This window comes from Imperialibacter sp., assembly GCF_040222815.1.
In the GTDB taxonomy this organism is placed as follows: domain Bacteria; phylum Bacteroidota; class Bacteroidia; order Cytophagales; family Cyclobacteriaceae; genus Imperialibacter.
Map to the genome: position 1 here is coordinate 491,940 of NZ_JAVKCH010000022.1, position 23,258 is coordinate 515,197.

14 protein-coding genes are annotated in these 23,258 nt (G+C 48.0%); 8 read left to right on the forward strand and 6 right to left on the reverse strand.

Annotated features, from left to right (window positions below; translation table 11 throughout):
• Position 1: 1 nt before the first annotated feature.
• The 4 genes from RIF36_RS11910 to RIF36_RS11925 form a co-directional block, all read right to left on the reverse strand.
• Positions 2 to 2,002, reverse strand: a complete 2,001-nt coding sequence (locus tag RIF36_RS11910) for a sialate O-acetylesterase (protein WP_350127469.1) — start codon at positions 2,000 to 2,002, stop codon at positions 2 to 4.
• A 170-nt stretch (positions 2,003 to 2,172) separates the two neighbouring features.
• A complete protein-coding gene (locus RIF36_RS11915) occupies positions 2,173 to 3,594 on the reverse strand; it encodes a S41 family peptidase (RefSeq protein ID WP_350127466.1) in 1,422 nt (473 codons plus the stop codon).
• Between the two features lie 175 nt (positions 3,595 to 3,769).
• Positions 3,770 to 6,883: an efflux RND transporter permease subunit gene (locus tag RIF36_RS11920; RefSeq protein WP_350127463.1), complete on the reverse strand. Its 3,114-nt coding sequence runs from the start codon at positions 6,881 to 6,883 to the stop codon at positions 3,770 to 3,772.
• 4 nt (positions 6,884 to 6,887) lie between these two features.
• Positions 6,888 to 7,946, reverse strand: a complete 1,059-nt coding sequence (locus tag RIF36_RS11925; RefSeq protein ID WP_350127460.1) for an efflux RND transporter periplasmic adaptor subunit — start codon at positions 7,944 to 7,946, stop codon at positions 6,888 to 6,890.
• A 358-nt stretch (positions 7,947 to 8,304) separates the two neighbouring features.
• On the opposite strand from RIF36_RS11925, the gene RIF36_RS11930 reads away from it, so the two are divergent.
• The 8 genes from RIF36_RS11930 to RIF36_RS11965 all read left to right on the forward strand — a co-directional run bounded on the left by RIF36_RS11930 (position 8,305) and on the right by RIF36_RS11965 (position 21,752).
• Complete coding sequence (locus RIF36_RS11930; RefSeq protein ID WP_350127457.1) at positions 8,305 to 11,652, forward strand: transglutaminase family protein; 3,348 nt, start codon at positions 8,305 to 8,307, stop codon at positions 11,650 to 11,652.
• A 73-nt stretch (positions 11,653 to 11,725) separates the two neighbouring features.
• Positions 11,726 to 14,263 carry a circularly permuted type 2 ATP-grasp protein gene (locus RIF36_RS11935; protein WP_350127720.1) on the forward strand — a complete coding sequence of 846 codons (2,538 nt, stop codon included), beginning with the start codon at positions 11,726 to 11,728 and terminating at the stop codon, positions 14,261 to 14,263.
• Between the two features lie 295 nt (positions 14,264 to 14,558).
• Positions 14,559 to 15,434 carry a transglutaminase family protein gene (locus RIF36_RS11940; RefSeq protein ID WP_350074793.1) on the forward strand — a complete coding sequence of 292 codons (876 nt, stop codon included), beginning with the start codon at positions 14,559 to 14,561 and terminating at the stop codon, positions 15,432 to 15,434.
• 202 nt (positions 15,435 to 15,636) lie between these two features.
• Positions 15,637 to 17,250, forward strand: a complete 1,614-nt coding sequence (locus RIF36_RS11945) for a sensor histidine kinase (RefSeq protein WP_350127455.1) — start codon at positions 15,637 to 15,639, stop codon at positions 17,248 to 17,250.
• Between the two features lie 63 nt (positions 17,251 to 17,313).
• A complete protein-coding gene (locus tag RIF36_RS11950; RefSeq protein ID WP_350127452.1) occupies positions 17,314 to 18,162 on the forward strand; it encodes a bifunctional transcriptional activator/DNA repair enzyme AdaA in 849 nt (282 codons plus the stop codon).
• Positions 18,152 to 19,036, forward strand: a complete 885-nt coding sequence (locus RIF36_RS11955; RefSeq protein ID WP_350127449.1) for a DNA-3-methyladenine glycosylase family protein — start codon at positions 18,152 to 18,154, stop codon at positions 19,034 to 19,036. Before RIF36_RS11950 ends, RIF36_RS11955 begins: the two co-directional genes overlap by 11 nt.
• A 232-nt stretch (positions 19,037 to 19,268) precedes the next feature.
• Complete coding sequence (locus RIF36_RS11960) at positions 19,269 to 19,850, forward strand: hypothetical protein (protein WP_350127446.1); 582 nt, start codon at positions 19,269 to 19,271, stop codon at positions 19,848 to 19,850.
• 933 nt (positions 19,851 to 20,783) lie between these two features.
• Entirely contained in the window at positions 20,784 to 21,752 is a 969-nt protein-coding gene (locus tag RIF36_RS11965) for a hypothetical protein (RefSeq protein WP_350127443.1), read from the forward strand.
• A 167-nt stretch (positions 21,753 to 21,919) separates the two neighbouring features.
• On the opposite strand, the gene RIF36_RS11970 is transcribed toward RIF36_RS11965, so the two are convergent.
• Positions 21,920 to 22,219: an Ada metal-binding domain-containing protein gene (locus RIF36_RS11970; protein WP_350127440.1), complete on the reverse strand. Its 300-nt coding sequence runs from the start codon at positions 22,217 to 22,219 to the stop codon at positions 21,920 to 21,922.
• The gene (locus RIF36_RS11975) at positions 22,216 to 22,917 is read right to left on the reverse strand and encodes a 2OG-Fe(II) oxygenase (RefSeq protein WP_350127437.1); all 702 of its coding nucleotides are present in this window, start codon (positions 22,915 to 22,917) and stop codon (positions 22,216 to 22,218) included. The genes RIF36_RS11970 and RIF36_RS11975 overlap by 4 nt, the downstream gene beginning before the upstream one ends.
• Positions 22,918 to 23,258 lie beyond the last annotated feature (341 nt).

Here is a 23,258-nt window from a genome sequence, read left to right on the forward strand (position 1 = left end):
GTTACTTTGTTTTAGAGTTAAAGGGAACGGCAGGCAGACCTGCTCCATTGAATAAATTCGGTTCGCAAGCCTCGCACCAACCGTAACGAATGGCTGTTGGACTGGTAACTTTGGCACTCGAGGCAACTAGTTTACCTTCTGAAATTTCGGCCTTTGCTTCAACGAAATTACCATCTGAGCCTGCTACCTCTACAAACCCCGGCTCTCCTTTAAACTGAAGACCGTCGACATGGGTGAAACTCACACTCACTTTGTTTCCTTCAATTGTCATCGACTCATACATTGGACCGGAATATTCAGTGTCCACGCCATAGTCTTTGGCCAATGCCCATAGAGCCAGCCGCTCCCCAACATCCTTTTTGTTCGCTGGGTGGATGTCTGTAGGGTTGCCCACATCCATAATGACCGCCATACCGGTATTTTCCAGTGAAAGTGTACTGGTTTGTGCATCTCTGAGTTGAGCTGCCATGTCATCATTTCTGCCGTATTTGTAGGGAGCAATTTGCACGAAATAGAAAGGAAAGTTGCCCAGTCCCCAGGCATCCCGCCAGTTTTTGATCATAGTAGGGAAGAGGGTACGATATACTTCCGCTGCACCTACGTTCGATTCCCCCTGGTACCAAATAGCTCCTTTGATGCCATATGGGACCAGCGGATTGATCATGGCATTGTAGAGGGTAGTAGGAGAGTAGGCCGTCAGCTGCATTTTAGGTTTTTCTGACGGAGTGAGTACGTCTTTGGCAATCGGGATAACACTGCCACTAAAAATGCTCTCAGCCACGGGCTTGGCTTTCCATTCACCTTTCAAACTAACCAGCAACTTGTCGGATACTGTTGGCCTTACACCAATGTCGTCAGAACCATATATACCGCCGCCGCCTGCTGTGTCAAACACTTTTACAGCCACTACGTTTGTTCCCTCTTTCAAAAGGCCATCCGGGATGGCGTAGACTCTTGCTTCCTGGTACTTGCCAGTTTCTTCAATCGCTCCAACCTTAGTGCCATTGACATACGTAATGTCCATGTCGTCAATGCTCCCAAGGTAGAGTTCAAGCGACTTGCTTGAAGCTTGCTCTGCTGTTAGCACAAACGACTTTCTCAGCCAGGCCACGCCATCAAAGTTACCCATCCACTGGCTCTCCCAGAGGCCCGGCACCTGGAGACTCTTCCATGCACTGTCATCGAAGTCGGCCGTTTCAAATCCACTGTCATCAAATGACACGTTCGCAAATGGTTTGCCAGCCGTAAGGTCAACACTTGTCTTTTCCAGCTTGTCGTATGCCGTTTTTACAGAATCATAGTAAGCAGCATAACCTTGCAGCGTTTTCGATGTGCCTTCATAGGTTGGCACCTTGTCGAGGTAAGCCGCTGTAGTCCAGGCTTGAGCGGGTGTGCCGCCCCAGCTGGTGTGGATGATGCCAATGGGAACCTTGGTTTCCTGGTAAAGCTTTTTGGCGAAGAACCAGGCAGTGGCTGAAAAGTCGCCAGAATTCTTTGGCGTGGCAATTTTCCAGGAGCCTGACACAGTATCAAGAGGTGTAAATGACACGTTTCTCTTCACAGTGAACATTCTTATTTCCGGGTAATCTGCCGCTGCAATTTCGGCTTCACTGTTGTCTATAGGGTTGTTTGTCCAACCCTTTAACGGCATTTCCATATTGGACTGCCCGGATGCCACCCAAACCTCGCCTGAGTAAACATCGTTCAGGGTAATCACTGAATCTCCTCTGGAGATGGTAAGCTGAAACGGACCACCGGCTTTTGGAGTAGCCAGCTTGGCCATCCATTTTCCATCCATGTCTGCCATGGCAGTAGCTTTTGCTCCCCAGCTACCGGATACCTCTACTTCTGACGCTGGATTGGCTATGCCCCAAATGGCGTTTTCCTTCTCCTGTTGCAAGACCATGTGGTCGGAGAACAGGGGCGTCAATTCAAGCACAGGGGGTTCCTGAGAGCAGGAAAGGGCAATTACTGCCAGTAGAAGTAGTTTAACTTGTTTCATTTTATGTAGGTAGGTTCCAAAATATGAAGATAGGATATTCTTCTACAGCTTCACAAACAATGGGGCATAACGGTAAGAAAGAGAAAGGCCGGCAACTGGGTAAAATAACTTACCAGGCCGGCCTATCATCCAAAGGATTCTACTACCTACTTACAATCTTATTATTAATGTCAGTTCAAAATATCGGCTGGGCTAAGCACGCCCATTACATTTCCCTTTGTCATTTTTGCCTTGTTGTGGAGCGTGCTGTAGCTCTTTTGTGGTGAAAGCGCTCTTGCGTTGCCGACTGATAAACCGGTTATTTGTTCGATGGCGCTGGCCAGCATCGGGTCTGTAATGTTTCCAAATTCCTTTGCAGAGAAAAGGTCATCTTCGATATAAACATCGGGCGTTAGTCCGTTAACAAAGTCCGTTACTCCCAGTGAATTTGCATACTTCATTACTACCGGAACAATGGCCCAGTTGTGTGTGGGTGGGGTGTCGGTGTTATAGATCACATAAGAGCCATAATACTTGCCATATGTGGGTTCACCAATAACCACTACGTTCATGTAAGGTTCCAACCCGTTGATGATCAACTCGCTGGCCGATGCAGAGCCATTAGTCGTAAGGAAGAAAATTCTGCTTAAGTTGAGATTATTGCTATTGGTTTCCAGCGTCATTTTTAGGTTGTCAGAATTACTGCCTTCCGTTCTGAGAAAGTAATTCTGAAGGTCATCGTTGTAGTTGAAGGTCACGAACGCCTCTCCGGAAGATGCAGCACTGGCCGGCGCCAGCAGGCTTGCGAGGTGCTGTGCCGCTGTTAGCTCACCACCCGGATTGTACCTCAGGTCTACCACAAGTTCCGTAATGCCCTGGCTTTTCAACTCGCCTATTACCTGATCCATGCTACTCAAAAACTGGTCATTGTCTCCGGCAATAAACTCTACATACACCATGTACCCGATCTTAATCCCGTTTATCTCCTTTATCTCGTAATCAATAATTGGGTCGAGCACCAGGTAGGTGGCCGTAATGTCGTAGGTGGTACTGGTTTCATAAATCGCCCCGTCGATGTAGGAGCCAAGAGTTACGCTATAACCACCACTTTGGCTGTAAAGGTCATAGTAGTTGTCGGTATCCAGGTGTTCGCCGTTGATTTTCAGGATAATATCGCCTCGTTTGAGCCCTTGCTCAAAAGCAGAAGAGCCATTGTATACGTATTCCACAATCATGAACACCTGATCCGAGTCATTGAACTTTCCAAAAGCAGGCGAAAAGCCCAGCGCCAGGGTGGTGCCACTCAACTCGTCGATCAAGCTAGCTGCATCGTCGGTGATGAAAGAGAAATAATCGGAGGAATGCAGAAGGTTATAGAAGAAATCTTCCGGATAGTCGTTGATGTCGGCGGAGGCCGGCAATGAGGTGTTCCAGTAGTAATACAAACTCATGTTTTCCGATATCCAGTCATTCACCATAGAATAGGATTCAGAGGCGACGCTGGTGGTGTCAGCTATTTCTGTGCTGGTGCTGATAAGGTCATCGTCTTTGGAACAGCCGGCGATGGCGAACAAAGAAAAGATTTGGATTGAATAGAATAAGAGCTTTTTCATGGCGTATGGTTCTTTAAATGACTTGAACTTTATACGCTTTGAAACACAGTTCCATTGCCCACACCTATGGGTATTCAACTAACTGCGGGAATTACTCATCCTACTATGACTTTTACTCAATTAAGTAGGTGGCTCTTCATTGAGAAAAGAGCCATCGGAGAGGGCAAACTTTACATTATAAATTAGCCGCAACCTTGCGATGTCTCTCCATTCTTTCGGCAGCTTTTACCTCGGGGTCAAATGTCCGTTTGCTGGAAATATAGGAGTAGATGGCCGGGATAATATATAACGTAAGGAAGCTGGAAATAATCATTCCCCCTACCACGGCCACCCCCAGACTCTGGCGGCTGCCCGCAGCTGATCCGATAGAAAGAGCGATGGGTAGAATGCCGAGGATGGTGGCAAACGTTGTCATCAGAATGGGCCTGAAACGGGCATGAGCCGCCTCTATCACCGAATCGAGCCTGGTGACGCCCTCAGCTTTTCGCTGGTTAGCGAACTCCACAATCAGGATGCCGTTTTTGGTCACCAGTCCCACCAGCATAATGATGCCAATCTGGCTGAAGATGTTCAGGGTAAGATCCATGATGTAAAGGCTGAGCAAGGCCCCCGCCATGGACATGGGCACAGTGAAAAGGATGATCAGTGGATCAACAAAGCTTTCGAATTGTGCAGAAAGTACGAGATAAATAAGCACCAGTGCCAGCATGAAGGCGAATAGCAAGCTTGATGAGCTATCGGCATATTCTTTCGATTGCCCGGCAAGCTCTGTTTTGAAGTTGGCTGGTAATATTTCAGCGGCCACTTCATCCATGGCTTTTATGCCATCGCCAAGCGTTTTTCCGTCGATGATGCCGGCCGATACAGTGGCAGACACATAACGGTTGTACCGGTAAATGGCGGCAGAACTCACCGACTCTTCGTAGTAAATCAGGTTGTCGAGCGATACCATTTCGCCCAGGCTGTTTCGTACATTGATAGCCTTTAGGTCGACCGGCTCGTTTCTGTTCTCTCTTGAGAGCTGCCCGATCACCTGGTATTGCTTGCCTCCCATGATGAAGTAGCCATAGCGCTGCCCGCTATAGGCCAATTGGATGGCTCTGGCAATATCAAACACAGGCACATGCAGCTCATTGGCCTTCTCACGGTTGATGCGGAGCTTCAACTCAGGCTTGTTTACTTTGAAGTCGCTGTCCACAAACTTCAAGTCAGGATGTTCCTGGGCAACATTAAGGAATTTGGGTAGTATATCAATCAGGCTTTCTACGTCAGGTGCCTGAATGACATATTGCACCGGAAGCCCCCCGAAACGTGCTCCGATGGTAGGAGGCTGAGCCGGAAACGCCCTTACGGCTGTGAACTGCTCAAATCCCTTCGATATCTGTTTGAAGATTTCGTCTTGCGACCGCTCTCTTTCGCTGGCATCAACGAGGAAGATGTTTTCAGCGCCGCTATTTACCGGACTGAACGCACCACCACCAGGGATCACGGCCGTCAACGCCACAGTAGTTCTCACTTCCGGCACGTTGTCCAGCACCCAGGCATCCAGCTCTTCCATGTACTTGTCCATGTACTCAAACGAAACCCCCTCAGGCGCCTTCACCGAGGCACGAATGATACCCCTGTCTTCCAAAGGAGCCAACTCTGACTTTAGTTGTGTCCCAAAGAATGCGATCATTCCAAACATCAACGCCACAACGACGAACGATAGCCAGCGATACTTCATAAATGCAGCCAGACTTTTGGCATAACCAGCACCCAAGCCCTCATAAAATTTCTCAGTAACAGCATAGAAGCGGGAAGGCTTTGTGTGCTTTTTCAGTAAAACGGCACACATCATCGGCGACAGTGTGAGTGCCACCAGTGCCGACACCAGAATGGAACCAGCCAGCACCACGCCAAATTCCAGGAACAAACGGCCTGTTAAACCCTGCATGAAAATGATGGGGATGAACACGGATACCAGCGTGATAGTGGTGGAAATGATGGCGAAGTAGATTTCTTTAGAACCCTGTATGGCCGCCTGGAAAGGAGGGATGCCTTGTTCTACCTTTGCAAAGATGTTCTCCAGTACCACAATGGCGTCGTCGCACACAAGGCCTATGGCCAGCACGATGGCTACCAACGTAAGTACATTGATAGAGAACCCTGCAATGTACATGATGAAGAACGACGAAATAATCGAGATAGGGATGGCAATGACAGGGATGAAGGTGGATCGCCAGTCACGCAGAAAGGCAAAGATCACCATGGTCACCAGTATGAAGGCGATCAGCAAGGTTTCTTCGACCTCTTCGATGGACTTTCTGATGGGTTTGGTATAGTCGTTGGCTACTCTAATTTCTATGTCGGCGGGCACCTCATCTTTCATGGCATCAAGCCTGCGGTAGATTTCGTCAGCGATCTCAATTTCGTTGGCATTTGGTTGCGGCTGAATACTCAAAAGCAAGCCCTTGGCTCCATTGCCCCGGAAGTTGGTGCGGTCATCCTCGCTACCAAGCTCAGCAAACCCAAGGTCTCTGAACCTGATCTGTCGGCCACCTTCCGATTTGACGATCATGTTGTTGAACTCTTCCGGTGTCACCAGCCTGCTGTCGGTGCGGATGGTGAGCTCTGTTTTATCTCCCTCAATCCGGCCAGTAGGCAAGTCAATATTTTCCCTTTTCAATGCCAACTCAATGTCCTGAGGCACAATTCGGTAGGCCGACATTTTTACCGGATCAATCCAAAGCCGCATAGAGTACTTTCTGGCACCCCTCACATAGGCGCCACTCACGCCCGGAACGGTCTGGATTCTTTCTTTCAGTACATTCTCTGCAAAATCGGTCAGCTCCAGCATGTTGCGGCTGTTGCTGATGATGGTAAGAAACATCACCGACTGTGAGTTGGCGTCGGCTTTGTCTATAATCGGAGGATCGGCTTCCGGCGGAAGACTCCTTACAGCCCTCGATACCTTGCTGCGGACGTCGTTGGCCGCTGCTTCTATGTCTACATCGAGGTTGAACTCAACCGTGATAATACTTGCCTGCTCTCTTGAAACCGATGAAATAGTGCGTACACCTGCGATACCATTGATGGCTTGCTCCAGGGGCTCGGTAATTTGAGATTCAATCACGTCAGGGCTGGCACCTGCGTAGGTGCTGGTAACGGTCACAATCGGCGGATCGACTGCGGGAAATTCCCTTGTGCCCAAAAATGAGAAGCCAACTACTCCAAAGAGCAAAAGCAGGATGGAGAGCACTACCGCTAGTACGGGTTTACGAATACTGGTTTCAGAAATACTGCTCATTTACTTAGTCGTTAGCAACAACAGGATCAATCACTAAACCTTCTTTCACTCTTAGCAAGTTGGTTGTCATCACAGTGTCTCCTTTGCTGAGGCCGGAAGTGATTTGCACCGAATTGCTGGTTCTCAAACCGACAGTAACTGTGGTTTGAACCGATTTCCCGTTTCTAACTGTATACACCGTATACCCCGATAAATCTGGGATAAGCGCCTGAGAAGGCACCAAAAGTGTGTTTTCTTCGCCGCCAATAGGCACGGTCACCGAAGCTGACGAGCCAGGCACCAGTTTGAAATCCTTGTTGTCGGAAAGCGCTCTTACAAACAAACTTCTGGTCGTCTGGTCAATTTTTGGATCGACCACGTTGACGGTGGCCTCGTATGTACGGCTATCATTCTCCACAGTAAATGTGACCTTATCGCCCGATTTGATCTTGCTTGCATATTTTTCAGGAAGCGGAAACTCTATTTTCACTTTTCCCATATCCCCCAGGTGAACGAGTGTTGTGTTTGGGTTCACGTAGGCGCCCGGGCTAATTCTTCTTATCCCTGTTTTGCCGTCAAAAGGTGCCAGAATGCCTGTTTTGCTAATTTGAATTTGAATCAGATCAATTTCAGCATCAAGCACTTCCTGGGAGTTCAATTCGTTTTCGTATTCCTCACGGCTCACTGCTTCTGCTTCGTAAAGCGCTTCCATCCGCTTTACAGATGAGCTTACAAAGTTCTTACGAGCTTCCAGTATTTTCAAACGCCCCTGTAACTCCGAGTCGTCGAGTTTGAAAAGGAGTTGTCCTTTTCTGACCAACTGGCCTTCTGAAAAGTTGATCCTCACCAACCGACCAGCCACTTCACTGGCAACCTCTACTTCTTCATTGGCATATATGGTTCCCAACACGTTGACCATTTCTTCCAGCGTGGTGTCTTTCACAAGAATTACCTCAGCTACCAATCCTTTGCCTGGCGAGGTGGCGGTAACAGGCGCTGGTGCCTCTCCATTTCCGTTGCGTGTGAGAAAGAATACCAACCCTCCGGCCACTACAATAACTGCGATTATTAGAATTTTCTTCATTACCCCGATTAAAACAACTTGAACACAAATAGACGAGAAATTGGTGCCAGTTTGTTACGAAATTTTAAGGATGGTAAAATATGGTAAGCGATAGCAAAATATTGTGATGAGCATCAATTGTGATTGCTCGCACTTAAGCACGTCCATGTTTATGAAGTTTTCAATAAAATCATATTATGGCTATTTATTGTCGTATTATATGACTATTTTTAGTGATAAATTTAAAAATTTGCAATCCCCTTTTTCTTCTTCTGCCAGGGCCTGTAAATACGCAGGTGCTCAGCAAAACATTAAATGAGAGATTTGCCTTTTATTAATGGTTTCAGCCACTAAATTGAGCCAAACTTAGGTGTAAAATATGTCCGTAAGAGTAGCCATCCGCCACTATACTAGTTATAAGTACGAAAGAGAGATCGAACTTTCCGCACAGGTGATCAGGCTTAGGCCTGCTCCTCATTCCCGCACAATGATCAAAGGGTACTCCCTGAACATTGAGCCCAAAAACCACTTTATCAACTGGCAGCAAGACCCTTTTGGCAACTACCTGGCCAGGATTGTTTTTCCTGAAAAGGTCGATCATTTCATTGTCGACGTGGAGGTGATCGCCGAGATGGTCGTCATTAATCCTTTCGATTTCTTTGTTGAAGAATATGCTGAGAAGTTTCCTTTTCAATATGAGGCGTCGCTTCAAAAGCAGCTTCAACCTTACCTGGAAGTGACTGAGAACGACGCTATCCTGAATGAATGGATTGAGAGGGCCAGGCAGAAGATCACCAAGGACATGATCACCGTGGACGTGCTGGTGATGCTCAACCAAATGCTTAGCCAGGACATAGCCTACCGGATCAGGATGGAGCCCGGCGTGCAAAGCTGCCAGCAAACCCTTACGCTGAAGTCTGGTTCCTGCAGGGATTCCGCCTGGCTACTGGTTCAGATTTTACGCCACCTGGGGCTGGCTTCACGTTTTGCGTCGGGTTATCTGGTGCAGTTGAAGGCTGATCAGAAATCGTTGGAGGGGCCGTCCGGGCCTGAGGAGGATTTTACCGATTTACATGCATGGACAGAAGTGTACATACCCGGTGCTGGCTGGGTAGGGCTCGATCCTACTTCCGGCCTGTTTGCTGGTGAAGGTCATATTCCGCTTGCCTGCACTCCCGACCCACAGAGTGCAGCACCTATTTCCGGGGCAGCTGAGTCGGTAAAAACGGAGTTTTACTTCGAAAACAAGGTTACACGTATTCACGAAAGCCCCAGGGTGACCAAGCCATATTCCGATGAGCAGTGGAGCCAAATACTGGCCATTGGCGATCAGGTAGATGCGGAATTTGTAGCCAATGACGTGCGGCTGACCATGGGAGGGGAGCCCACCTTTGTGGCCATGGGCAACAACGAGGCACCTGAGTGGAACACCGATGCCGATGGGGAGCACAAGCGCAAGCTGTCCAACGAACTTTTCCATAAGCTCAAAGACCAGTTTGGCAATGGTGCGCTTATGCAGTATGGCCAGGGCAAGTGGTACCCTGGCGAACCTTTGCCCCGCTGGAAGCTGGCTTGCTTCTGGAGGAAGGATGGGCTTCCGCTCTGGCACAACGACAAACTCATGGCTGACCTTAGCAAGGACTATAAGCTCACCCACGAGGATGCCGCCAAATTCATGAATACCCTGACGGAGTCGCTCCACCTCGATCCTGAGAATATTCATCCGGGCTATGAGGATCCCTTTTACTTCGCATGGGAAGAAAGCCAGGTGCCTGTGAATGTGGATCCGTTGAAAAAAGACCTGAAGTCTTCGCTGGAAAGACAGAAGCTGGCTGAGCTGCTTAGCCAGGGCATGGACAGTCCAGTGGCCTTCACCGTGCCGCTTCAGTGGGACTTTGAGAGTGAAAACTGGCAGAGTTGCCGCTGGGAGTTCAGAAGAAAGCATTTGTTCCTTATCCCGGGCAATTCGCCCGCAGGGCTGCGGCTGCCGCTAAAATCGATTCAGCATTTCGATGAGGACAAGCTGGAAGTGAGACCTGAAAGAAGCCTTTTCGAGGAAGTAAATGCGCTACCGGCCATAGGCGATGTGAAGGCTGAATTTGTAAAAGAAGGAAAGGGTTTTAATAATGACAACATAATATTCAAGACAGCACTGGGTGTTGAAATCAGGCAGGGAAAACTGTTTGTGTTTCTGCCTCCGGTGACGCATTTTGAACATTACATGCTGCTGGTGTCGGCCATAGAGCAGACGGCGGAAAAGTTGCAGCTACCGGTGCTGATCGAGGGATACGACCCACCGTCCGACAATCGAATTCAAAAGCTGATGATTACGCCCGATCCGGGAGTAATCGAAGTGAATATTCATCCAGCGGCTTCGTGGAAGGAGCTCAAAGACAATTACGACATCCTGTACCAAAAGGCCGCCGAAACCAAGCTGGTTACAGAGAAATTCAATTTGGATGGCCGCCATACCGGTACCGGCGGGGGCAACCACGTCACCCTTGGTGGTGTCACACCCGCAGACAGCCCATTGCTTCGCAGGCCTGATGTACTGAAGAGCTTTATTGCTTATTGGCAGCACCATCCGGCGCTTTCTTATTTGTTTTCTACGCAGTTTATTGGCCCTACCAGCCAGGCACCGAGGGTAGATGAAGGCAGAGACGAGATTCTTTATGAGCTGGAACTCGCCTTCCAACAAGTGCCCGACATGAAAGAAAATGACGTGCCCTACTGGTTGGTCGACCGCATCTTCCGCAATCTTTTGGTGGACATTACCGGCAATACCCACCGGGCGGAGTTCTGCATCGACAAGCTCTACTCTCCCGACTCGTCCACAGGTCGCCTGGGCATCCTGGAATTCCGTGGCTTCGATATGCCACCCCACTACCGCATGAGCATGGTGCAGTTTCTGTTAATCAGAACGCTGCTGAGCTGGTTCTGGAAAACGCCGTACAACCACAAGCTGGTGCGCTGGGGCACATCGCTGCACGACAAGTTCATGCTACCTCACTATTGTTATAAAGACATGACCGAGGTGGTGAGTGACTTAAAGAATGCCGGCTACGCTTTTGATGTAGCCTGGTTCGATCCGTTTTTTGCTTTCCGTTTCCCTTTCCTTGGCGAGCTACAGGTGGACGACATCCATGTGGAGTTGAAAATGGGTATTGAACCCTGGCACGTCCTGGGTGAGGAAATGTCAAGCTCCGGCACGGCCCGCTTTGTCGATTCTTCGCTTGAACGCCTTCAGGTGAAAATTACCGGATTGACTGAGTCTCGCTACAAACTGCTTTGCAACGGCTTTGCCATTCCGTTGAAAAACACGGGTACTCAGGGTGAATATGTAGCAGGTATCCGCTATCGTGCCTGGGCTCCTCCATCGGCATTGCACCCCACTTTGGGAGTGGATACACCTTTAGTGATTGACATCTACGACACATGGACGAAAAAATCGGTAGCTGCTTGTCAGTACCACGTGGCTCATCCTGGTGGCAGAAACTATGCGACCTTCCCGGTCAATAGCTATGAAGCAGAAGCCAGGCGGGTTTCACGCTTCTTCGACTTTGGCCATTCCATCAACATGGTGGAGCCGACAGTGATGCAGCCTCAGGCAGCTGGTCGGTTTGTAACCAAAATCAATATCCTGCCCACTTATGACATTAAAATAGAGGAAGTTAATCAGGATTATCCTAACACCATGGACCTCAGGAGGTACAAGGGGCGAAAGTAGAACCCTGCTATCCACCGCTATAATATCTTGTCGATTCAATGATGGAATCACAAAAAATTAGTGAGATTTGGCGATGATTAAATCGTACCTGGCAGACAGAACGAATTCCAATGAGCCGTTCTTTGATGAGATGACCACTCCGGACGGTAAGGTGTGGCCTCACTGGGAAAAACTGGCCAATGCCTATGAAAAGCTGGGCATTGAGAGAATGGAGCAGCGGAACAAGGAGGTGGGGCAGCAGCTCAGGGAAAACGGGGTGACCTACAACGTATATGGCGACCCCAACGGAATGAACCGCCCGTGGAACCTCGATCCGGTTCCGATGGTCTTCAGTCAGAGCGAATGGGAGGTCATAGAAAAGGGCCTTTCTCAAAGGACCGAGCTACTCAATATTATCCTTTCGGATATCTATGGCGAAAGAAAACTGATCAGAGAGGGCCTGATTCCCTTCGAAATGATCTATAATCATCAGGGCTTTCTCCGCCAGGCCGACAAAATTCGCATACCAGGTCCGCAGCAGTTGGTGCAATATTCTGCCGACCTTGCCCGTGGCCCCAACGGTAAAATGTGGGTGTTGCACGACAGAACCGACGCTCCATCCGGAGCGGGCTACTCGCTGGAGAACAGGGCTGCCATGACCAGGGTGTTCCCCGACATGATAAGGGAAAATCAAGTCAGGAAAATCTCTTCCTACTATCAAACCCTTAAGAACACCCTTTCAACGCTTTCATGGAAGAACAAAGAGAATCCGAGGATTGTGATGATTTCTCCCGGGCCGTCGAATGAGACTTTCTTTGAACACGCCTACCTTTCCTCTTTCATGGGCTTTACCCTCGTTTTTGCCCAGGACTTAACCATGAGCGATGGCTATATCTGGCTGAAAACACTCAAAGGCCTTGAAAAAGTGGATGTGATTGTAAGAAGGGTAGACGACGTCTTTTGTGACCCGCTTGAATTCAGGGCTGACTCTCACCTGGGAGTCGTCGGCCTTATGGAGGCGGTGAGACAGAAAAACGTAATGGTAATCAACCCCCTTGGGTGCCGCATTCTCGAAAACCCAGGCTTGATGGCATTTTTACCTAAGCTAAGCAGGCACGTATTGCAACAGGAGTTGATACTGCCGTCGGTGGCCACCTGGTGGTGTGGGCAGGAAAAGGAAAAGAAGTACGTCCTCGAAAATATTGAAAAGCTGATCATCAGGATGATCTACCGAAATGATAAAAACAAATCGGTGTATGGTGGAGAGCTGAGCAAGGAAGAAATAAAGCAGTTGAAAGCGGAAATTAATGTCAGACCTTATCTTTTTGTTGGACAGGAGATGGTCGACTTTTCGACGACACCTTCACTGATAGACGGAAAGCTGGAAGCCAGGAATGCTGTATTCAGGAGCTATGTGGTGGCCGATTCTGAAAACGAAACCTACCACGTGATGCCCGGAGGGCTATCCCGCAGTTCTCCCAAAAAAGGAGTGTTTATAGTGTCTAACCAATCCGGCGGCATCAGCAAAGACACCTGGGTGCTGGGCCATGCCAAAGAGCAGGTGCAAGTGAATAGACCACCGGTCATTGTGCAGCAAACCGAGAATATACTTCCAAGCCGAACCGGGGAAAACCTATTTTGGCTGGGGCGCTATTTGGAGCGAACGGTAAGCACCATCAGGCTGATGCGGATTGTGCTGCGGAAGTTCAATGAAACGGATGATGAGATCAATATTGAGCATGATCAAACCCTGGTGACGCTGCTGAAGGGGCTAACTTCCCTTACAAGCACTCAGCCGGGCTTTCACGACAAGAGGGTACTCAAAGATCCTGAAAAGGAGCTTTATTCATTGGCCATCGATCAAAATCGCTTTGGGTCGCTCGGTCATTCGCTCAAGTCTTTCTTGTCTAACGGCTATGCCATCAGGGACCGACTTAGCCTGGATACCTGGCGTATCCTTGACTTGATTTCCGAAGAATGGGAAATCATGAAAATGAACGGCACCAACCTGAGAGGGATCTACCATCGTTTGGATCATTTGATTGTGCATATGATGGCGTTCAACGGGCTGAATATCGACAACATGACGAGGGAGTCGACCTGGAGGCTGCTGAACATTGGGCGTTTCATTGAGTCGTCTATTGGCACTTGCCTGATGCTGCAGGCCACTTTGTCGGCCAAATCCACTTCTGACCAGGAAAAATCGCTCATCGAGCTGATTCTGATGAGCAACGAAAGCCTGGTGACCTACCGGTACCGCTATCGTTCCAACCTGGAAGTGCTGGGTGTCCTGAACCTTTTACTTGCCGACGACAGAAACCCCCGGGCTATCGTTTACATGATCGAGCGCATCGACGATCACTTGAAGCAATTGCCGTCTTTGGGTATAGGCACTGGCTTGAGCCCAGCCCGGAAAAAGCTGTTGGAGGCCCTTTCTAAGGTCAGACTTGTTGACCTCAATGAGTTGGCCGAGCTGAAGCCTGACGCTGACACACGCAAGGAATTAAAACAGTTCCTGGGCGATATCATTCAGCTCTTGCAGCAAGCTTCCACGCTGATATACGAAAGCTATTTCAGCCACACGCAAAGCCAGTATGGTTTTGTAAAGGCCAACAGATTGCCTGAGATTTAAGGCAGCACATTTCCAACTACTGAGATGAAATAGCCATAAGGAATACCCTACCCAACGGACCGGCGTGGAACGATGAATAACCAGTCAACAGACTACGATCTATTCCGTAATGGTACAGGCTATTCCATGTGGCCGCTGAAAAACAAATTTTATACACATGAAATAGCCATAAGGAGAGCCACACCCAACGAGAATGAATAACGTCGTAGAGCAATCGATTTTCATTTTCAAAGGAACTGGGGCTATTCCATCGCACCGGCGAACCGGTGGCCGCTGAAAAACAAATTTTATACACATGAAATACAGAGTCACCCATATTACGAAATACGACTACCAAACGCCCACAGCATTGTGCCACAATATTGTGGTGCAAACGCCGGCCCGGCTTCCTTTTCAGCAGGTAAAATCGTATAAGTATAATATATTCCCGGAGCCGAATTATCTGGCCACACGAAAGGACTTTTTTGACAATGAGTTCATCTATTTTTCGGTGCAAAAAACTCATCAGAAGCTGCTGGTAGAGTCGAAAAGTGAAGTAGAAATAGGGCTGCCTGATTGGGCGAACCTTGACCCAAAGCAAACAGAGCCCTGGGAGGACGTTGTAAGCTGGTTGCAAACCACGGACGCTATGAACGACATTCGCCAGTTTTACCTGGAGTCGACGTACGTGAGCTTTATTCCTGGGGTAAAGGAATATACGCTTGAGTCGTTTACGCCGGGCAGGCCTGTGATGGATGCCATGCTTGACCTCAACAAGCGGATCAATAAAGATTTCAAATTCACGCCGGGCTTTACTGATATCAGCACACCTTTGGAAGAAGTATTCAAACACAGAAAAGGTGTTTGTCAGGATTTCGCCCATTTTTCCCTTGCCTGTGTCAGGTCGCTCGGCCTGGCGGCCAAATATGTAAGCGGCTACATAGAAACGATACCCCCTCCGGGCAAACCAAAGATGGTGGGCGCCGACGCCTCTCACGCCTGGAATGCTATTTATATCCCCAGCATCGGATGGGTGGAGTTCGATGCCACAAATAACCTACTGGTGAAAGATCAGCATATCCGGGTAGCCTTTGGTCGTGACTTTGCCGACGTGGTGCCGTTGAAAGGAATTGTCTACAGCAATGGTGGTCAAAAGATGGTAGTGACGGTGGACGTGAGCCGGTTGTCCTGATCAGATCAGCAGCAGTTTTTTGCCAGCAATACTTTTCTATGGGTCTTATTTTACAGGACAGGCATGGTTTTTTGCTATATTATTACTAATTAGGGTTGATTATTATACCATTTTATTTGGATAGTTGATACTAATCTGACAAAAGAGCTCTTGCCTGAACCAGTTATTTGTGCAGTAAATTGGTCTACTAACCCCATACAATTTGATTCTTTTAAAGCGGTCTTACCTGATAGTTGTTGCCGTAACAGCCCTCGTGCTTTCAGGGTGGGTCTTTGACCTGGAGGTTTTCCAAAGTGTGCTTCCGGGGCTTGAGACGATGAAGCCTGCTACAGCACTTTGCTTTCTTTTGTGTGTGGGGGCAATTCACTATTCAGGTTTTGTGTCCGCTGCGGGACTTGGGGTCGTCTTAATTGTTTCCCTCATGCATGTGTACGAAACCCTGACAGGCCAGCTTTTTTTTCCTGAAAGCTCCAGTCTTACGCTAAGAATGTCGGGCGCTACGGTTTTTTTGTTTGTAGCTATCTCTGTCACAATCGGACTCTCAAAGGGGCACGTCACCAGAGCCCAGGTGCGAATGCTGGAGATAATCGTCATAGGGGCGTTATTCGTTTGTTTTACGGCTCTTTTGGGCTTCCTGCTCGACTACAAGTCCTTCAATAGTATTTCGTTTTTTTCTTCAATGGCCCTTCATACAGCTTTTTGCTTTGCCGTACTTTTTTCCAACTTATTTCTTACTCTGATCAAAAGCCGTTACAGTGTGTTTAATTTGGTGCACTCGGACAATATGGGTGGCAGAATAATTTTGAGACGTTGGCTTTTTACTGTTTTGACACCAGCAATTGTCAGTGGAATACTTATCACAGGCACTGCCTTAGGGTATTACGACCTTGGTTTTGCCTTTGTCTTGCTTGCTGCTTTTTCGTCCATTTTTACTACCTGGTTTCTATTTAGGAAGGCTCGGGTAATTGAGCAATTTGATGTTGCCAACCAGGCATTGCTTTATGAAAAGGAAAAGGTCAATGACGATCTTCAGATCCTAAACCAGGCACTAAACGAGGCGCAAAATCAATTAAAACAGAAAAATGAAGAGTTGGTGCGCACCGTGGAGAGGTTGTATATCCGCAACAAAGAGCTTGATCTTTTCACTTACCATACTTCGCATGATATAAGAGCACCTTTGGCAAGCATTTTAGGTATTGCCAGCATTGCCATGACCGAAAGTGATGGCGAGAAAATGAAGGAATACATCACGGTTATCGAAAACAGGGGTAAGCGGCTGGATAAATTTATCCACCAAATGATCATGTTTACCAGAAACGACCGAACGCCGGTGCAGGCCGAAAAAGTAGAGGTCGCTGAGCTTGTGGAGGAATGTTTGGTTAGTCTGAAAGGTGATCCGCTTTATAGAAATTTGCGGATTGAGAAGCATTTTTCATTGGAAAATCCCGTGGTGATACTTGACAAATTGAGGATCAGTCAAATTTTTCAAAATCTACTGAACAATGCTGTTAAATTTCAGAACACGCAATTGGAAGACAACTATCTGATAATTTCAGTTTTATCGGGAGGAGGCTTTCTTAGAATTATTTTTGAAGACAACGGTATTGGAATTAAGAAGGAATATCTGCCAAAAATGTTCCAAATGTTTCAGCGGGCCACCGATAGGGTGGAGGGCTCAGGACTGGGCCTCTACATCGTGAAGCAGATGGTGACTAAGCTGGGTGGCGACATCAAACTCAGCAGTGAATATGGAAAGGGAACAAAAGTGGAAATCGATTTTTCAATAGAAAACCTTGAATCGGGCATCCAATTTTAATTCAGCAAGTTTCGGGTTTCAATACATATGGCTTTGCCGTTTTTTTGAGTAAATTTTGAAGCCATGAACGATTACCAAAGAATTGCCAAAGCCATTGAGTTCATCAGTGAGCATTTCAAAGAGCAGCCTAAGCTCGAAGCAGTAGCAGACGCCGTGCATTTGAGTCCCTTTCATTTTCAACGCATGTTTACCAGCTGGGCTGGCATCAGCCCCAAAAAGTTTCAGCAGTTTCTCAGCCTCAACCTGTCGAAGGAATTGATGAAAACGGGCGATGTGTCCCTGAGTGAAGTGGCGTATGAGGCTGGTTTTTCGGGTTCCAGCCGATTGCACGACCTCTTCGTTACCATCGAAGCCATGACGCCAGGCGCTTACAAAAGCAAAGGAAACAGCCTGAAGATCAACTACAGCTTTCACGAGACTCCGTTCGGAGGTGTGGTGATTGCTTCCACCGACCTGGGCATCTGCAAGCTGGAGTTTGTCGCCTCCATTGAAGAGGGGCGGGCATTGCTGCAAGCAGAGTGGCCCGAGGCCGTGTTGACGGAAAATGCCGATGCTAACCAGGCGGCTGTGGAGCAAATTTTCGGAGTGGGTGAGGCAAGCCAGCAACCCATTCAGCTGAATTTGAAGGGCACACCCTTTCAGGTCAAAGTATGGGAGGCGCTGCTGCGAATTCCCGAAGGACAGCTAAGTACCTACCAGCAAATTGCCGACTATATCGGCCATCCCAAAGCTTCCAGAGCGGTGGGGTCGGCTATTGGCAGTAACCCTGTGGCCGTGCTGATACCCTGCCACCGTGTGATCAGAAGAGACGGTGGCATTGGCGGCTACCATTGGGGCAACGACCGCAAGTTGAGCCTGATTGCCTGGGAAAAAGTGCGAACCATGGAGGAAGAGGAGATGCATGCCGCTTAGCCTTTCTATCCCAACACCCGATAATTTTAGTTTTAAAGAATGCCTGTGGTTTCTCGACAGGGGCTTCGACGACTGCCTGCACAAGGTGCAGGGCGGATCGGTGACCAAGCTTTTGAGAATTGGAAGTCATGGGCATTCTCTTTTAAGAATTAGTGAAACGGTTGGAGCTCTTCGGGTTGATTTGCTAAGAGGAGAGGCCAGCGAGCCTGAGATTGTCAACTACATCACCGAATGGTTTGATTTTGGAAGAAATGTAGGCCCATTGAAGACCATCGCCAGCCGGGATCCGCACCTCCATCAGCTTGTTGAAAAGTACTGGGGGCTTCGTTTGATCTCCATCCCCGATCTTTTTGAAGTGCTTTGCTGGAGCATCATTGGCCAGCAGATCAACCTGACATTTGCCTACAAGCTGAAGCGAGCACTTGTGGAGGCGGTAGGAGAAAGCGAAACTTACGAGGGAGACACCTACCATGTTTTCCCGACCCCTGAGCAAGTGCTCCGGCTTTCTTTCGAAGACCTGAAGGCCATGCAGTACTCTACCCAGAAGGCCAGGTACCTGCACATTGTGGCCGAGGCCTTTTTGGCAGGAGAGATCTCCGTTGAAAAGCTTTCTTTGATGGAGAGCACGCCGGAAATGCTGAAAAGCCTGATGAACCTGAAAGGTGTAGGCGAGTGGACAGCCAATTACGTAGCCATGAAGTGCCTGCGCAGGCCCGACGCCATCACCTATGGCGATGCCGGACTGCTCAATGGGTACAAGCAGCTGAAAGGTCTCGATAGAAAGCCAACAAGAAAAGAGCTGGAAGATTTTTTCCGGCGATTTCCAGGGTGGGAAGCTTACATCGTCTTCTATATCTGGAGGTCGCTGGCGTAGCCAGGGCAAACGCATTTAAAACTATTTAGCTTTGAAATTCTTCTTTTTTACCCTGACCCTAAAGGGAAAGAGAATTTCAAAGCTGTTTCACCCTTAAGGGCAGGGGTAGAAAAACAGCTTTGATAATAATTTGTCCAATTTGTTTTAAATGCGTTTGCCCTAGGCGTAGCCTGTTTTTTGTTTTATACTCGCCTTTTTGGTAGATTGATAACTGGAATAATGGCGAAAGGATATGAATCCCAACTACAGACTGCATTCAATATTGATTTTAGTTGCTGGAATATCGGCGTCACTGATCTTCCTTCTTTTCCAAAGTGCTCTTCACATCATGTATGAAAGCCCAGGCGAGGCATCGGACTTCAACCGATTTATTTTCCCCGTCGCTTTACTGGCGATCATTCCCAGTCTTTTTATTAGGGTAAAGTCACTGACAAACAAAGCCCTTGTAGCAGGAGGGGCGCTCTTGCTGCTTGCCGCTGTGCTATCAGTCGTTACCGGGTTGACTTTCGGTCATGCATCGAAGACTGAGACCTTCTTGTTGTATTTCCTTTCATGTGGCTTAACATTTATCGTTTTGGCATTTACGGTGGCTTTGCTCTTGCGCTTTTTGCTCTATTCCCATGCGCTGGATGGACAGGGAACCCTGAAATTAGCCGCATTTTTCACTGCTGGTGTCGCCATGGGCTATTTGGTTTTTATGGGAGCAGGCACCTTAAACACTGTCAGCGTTTTTGCCCTCTGGTATCTCGTAGTGATATTTATTGGCTTCGCTCACTTTATTGCCAGGAAAGAACAGCCACTAGCAGCAGGCTGAGTTAGCCACGAGGGCGAGACTGCAAAAGTTTGGCACCTCAGCCAATGCACACTTTCCCAGAGCGACTGCCAGCCGATCAGCTTTACTATTAGCAGACAAAACTTTTGTAGTCTGTGCATCGCCGGGGTTGCCTGCCTGACAGGGTAAAAAACACGCCCCTCCTCCCCAAAACTGGCCTGATTTTCGTATATTCATACATATAGGGGCATTTACCCCATTTTTCGCCTCTTTCACGCCAAACTCTTCAGTTTGGTGCGCACCAAACCCCCTCATGGTGCCCGGCACTCACTACCTACGCTGCCCACCACTGACTACCTATGGTGCGCACCATAGCCTCCTGTTAAGCTGTTATCTCACTCCGGTATAGCGCTTATCTCGAACGAAATAACGCCTTTACTACCCATGTGGTAAGCGCTTGTCAGCTATGGGTATAAGCGCTTGTCTACCACCTGGATAAGCGGTTAACAGGTAGCCGGATAGGGGCTTAGCACATAGACGCAGTGGCGGGTGACTGATCCTACGACATGGGGCGGGCTTCTCGCTTAGCGAATTGAAATCCCGAACAAGGACGGGTGGTCTTCAATCAAGGGGTTCCCATTAATCATATTATTAAGTTCACCCAACCTTCATTGACAGCGCTTGAAAGTTATATCTCGTTGGATATGGAAGAAGCAGAGAAGAAAGGAAGCATAGACAGACTTTTTAAATTCAGACAATAGATACTGATTCAATATCTACATTGAAAGCCCCGTCAACTAAATGTTTTTTTTCATTTAAGCCACAATAGAAGCCCGTAGGCGAACGCAAGAGAAGAAGACCTAGTTTACCAAGATTCAATTATTGCTCGGCTCAGGCCAAATTTGAGCGAAACTTTAAAAGAATTGGAAGGTGGATTTCAAAAAGATCTATATTGTAATAACTAATCTGCCTAGAATGGATCAAATCAAAGAGTTTTTCGGCAACGCCAAAGAACGACTAAACAACCCTTTCTTTTTCTCATTTATCTTGTCTTGGTTTCTTTGGAACTGGGAAATCACACTGGCCCTTTTTTATTGGGAAGGAGGTTTGTTTAGCTTGCTTGAATATATCGGATGTAATACGGATTGGGTTCATTCATTTTTGCTCCCGGTTATGTCAGCCTTTGTATATCTGTTTTTCAAGCTAGTTGCAAGTGCAATAGTTACTTGGTTTGATAAACATAGTGACAACTTAAATATCAGCATTTCCAAAGAGCGAAGCGTAAAAATGAATAAGTACTTGCGTGACAGGGAACGCCTTGATACGAGCCTTCAAAACCTTGAAAAAATCATCAATGCAGAAAATGTAACACAAGAGCAACTAGCCGAAACGACAGATACAAATACCAAATTGAGTATAAAACTGTCCGAAGTTCAAACTGACCTTTCCAAATTCCAGATACTATCAAATGAACTTGAATTAAAAAACAGAAAGCTTACAGAGCAGGTATCAAACCTAGGTAAGGTTATCAAGTTTAGGGAGGCTGAAACGAAAAAGATTCAAGAAATGCTTTCCCCAGAGGTTTTAACTAGACCCGACCCATTTGATAGCTCTATGATGCAAGGGGATTGGACGTTAACTCGGAAACACGTTGCTTCTTCGAAATACGAACGGTACCATATTTTCATTTCAGGAAAAGAGCTTAGCATTTCAAAAAACTCGTCCCCACAAAAAGCCGGTTCTATCGAGCACTATCATTTTAACTACAAAAAAAACGAAGTTTTTTTTGTCAAATACCTAAATGACAAATTTATTGATATTGATATAGGTCTAGACGGCAGCCGAAGACTAATAAACAGGCTAACGGCTAATGTATCCTTCACAAGGCTAACAGGTATAGAAAATGAGGTCTTCGAGGTAACATACGACAAATATATTCGATAGTTCTACAACTCGTCCTTGTCTTTATTTTTAAAGAACCGCTGAATCAAAGCCTTAGGACTAATATTTTCTTTGAGTAGCTTGATTAATTCTTGAGGCATCTCAATTCCTAATTTGGAAAGGTTTTCCCGGCCAGTCCCAGCGCAGAACGGTGATGCAATACTTGGGCCCTACCTGGGGTTTTTGGACATTATTAATGGATTTCTGCACTTGCCATTCCCCTCCCACCTCCCATACTCCTCCCGCATACAATGCCCGCAGGGGCGGAAGCCGTGAAGGATGGCTTCCGTTTCATCCGCAAAGAATACTCTGTTTTCCGGTTTCATCCTTTTGCCGGAGGAGCAGTTGAGGCGTCCGTAGATTTTCAGCCGGGCATTGCCACCCAGGGTGACTTTGCTGGCGCTGAGGAGGGCGAAAAGCCGCCGGCTCCGGGCAAAGCGGGTGCTGCCCAGGTCTGTATGCCGGATCATTTGGCGTCGTGCAAGGGAATACCCAACGTCATGCGGTGGCCGGAGTGCACCGTGCTCACCCCGTGCCGCATCTGCACCCTGTAGTAGCCTTTGCTGCCCATCACCGGTCGCTGGCTGGTCGCAAATATGATTAGGTCGCCCTGCTTTGGCGTGAGCGACACGGCTTTCGATTGCGCCCTGGGCCTTTGCTCCGCCAAAATGAACTCACCTCCCTCATAGTCCCAGCCGGGCTGCTTCAGGAAAAAGACAGGCTGAAAGGGGAAGTACACATCGCCATACAAGTCCTGATGAAGGGTGTTGTAGCCGCCATCGCCGTAAGTGAGCAGCAGGGGAGTGGGGCGGCGCTGCCCTTTGTCGTGACAAAGCTTTAGGAAGTCGGCATGCGAGTCAGGGAATATCAGGTTGAGTCGCAAAGCTTTGCTCCACAGGTTGGCCGCAGGTACCAGTATTTCGTAGAGCTGTTGCCGAAGTGACTGTAGCTGGTCAGGCAAAGGATAGTTGAAATACTTGTACTCGCCCTCTCCAAACCTGTAGCGGGCCATGTTGATGGTGGTTCTGAAAAGACTTGGCTCGGTGTACCAGGCCATTATTGCCTCACACTGCTCCTGGGTTAGCACACTTTCGAGGTGTACAAATCCCTGCGAAAGCAGGGTAGCCTGTAGGTTTTCGGCATTGTCAGCTAAATTCATCACGGGCATACGAAATCGGATAAAAAAGTTAGTTCGTTTTTACGATTCAAAACTACCGGGGCCGGGTGCATGCGGCAATCCGATTCTTGCGCTCTTCGATTTTGCCCAGCATTGGTGAGCCGCAACTGCAAGGTTTGTCTCAAAGAAGTCAGGTTGCAAACTTTCTGTTTTTACCGTTTCTTCACATAAAAAGCGGGGCAAAGGCACTTAGAACTATTTAACTTTGAATTCTTCTTTTTTACCCTGATCAGCCGATTGGTGGAAAAGGGGAATTTTAAAGCTGTTACGGCCGGTCGGGCTCACCCTTAGGAGCTGGGGTAATGCTATTAGTTAAGAGCATTTCACCCTTA

What these genes read in the sequence shown, in the direction of transcription:
- RIF36_RS11910 (WP_350127469.1), bottom strand. Translation starts at nt 2,002, where the DNA reads ATGAAACAAGTTAAACTACTTCTACTGGCAGTAATTGCCCTTTCCTGC.
- RIF36_RS11915 (WP_350127466.1), bottom strand. Translation starts at nt 3,594, where the DNA reads ATGAAAAAGCTCTTATTCTATTCAATCCAAATCTTTTCTTTGTTCGCC.
- RIF36_RS11920 (WP_350127463.1), bottom strand. Translation starts at nt 6,883, where the DNA reads ATGAGCAGTATTTCTGAAACCAGTATTCGTAAACCCGTACTAGCGGTA.
- RIF36_RS11925 (WP_350127460.1), bottom strand. Translation starts at nt 7,946, where the DNA reads ATGAAGAAAATTCTAATAATCGCAGTTATTGTAGTGGCCGGAGGGTTG.
- RIF36_RS11930 (WP_350127457.1), top strand. Translation starts at nt 8,305, where the DNA reads ATGTCCGTAAGAGTAGCCATCCGCCACTATACTAGTTATAAGTACGAA.
- RIF36_RS11935 (WP_350127720.1), top strand. Translation starts at nt 11,726, where the DNA reads ATGATTAAATCGTACCTGGCAGACAGAACGAATTCCAATGAGCCGTTC.
- RIF36_RS11940 (WP_350074793.1), top strand. Translation starts at nt 14,559, where the DNA reads ATGAAATACAGAGTCACCCATATTACGAAATACGACTACCAAACGCCC.
- RIF36_RS11950 (WP_350127452.1), top strand. Translation starts at nt 17,314, where the DNA reads ATGAACGATTACCAAAGAATTGCCAAAGCCATTGAGTTCATCAGTGAG.
- RIF36_RS11955 (WP_350127449.1), top strand. Translation starts at nt 18,152, where the DNA reads ATGCCGCTTAGCCTTTCTATCCCAACACCCGATAATTTTAGTTTTAAA.
- RIF36_RS11960 (WP_350127446.1), top strand. Translation starts at nt 19,269, where the DNA reads ATGAATCCCAACTACAGACTGCATTCAATATTGATTTTAGTTGCTGGA.
- RIF36_RS11965 (WP_350127443.1), top strand. Translation starts at nt 20,784, where the DNA reads ATGGATCAAATCAAAGAGTTTTTCGGCAACGCCAAAGAACGACTAAAC.
- RIF36_RS11970 (WP_350127440.1), bottom strand. Translation starts at nt 22,219, where the DNA reads ATGATCCGGCATACAGACCTGGGCAGCACCCGCTTTGCCCGGAGCCGG.
- RIF36_RS11975 (WP_350127437.1), bottom strand. Translation starts at nt 22,917, where the DNA reads ATGCCCGTGATGAATTTAGCTGACAATGCCGAAAACCTACAGGCTACC.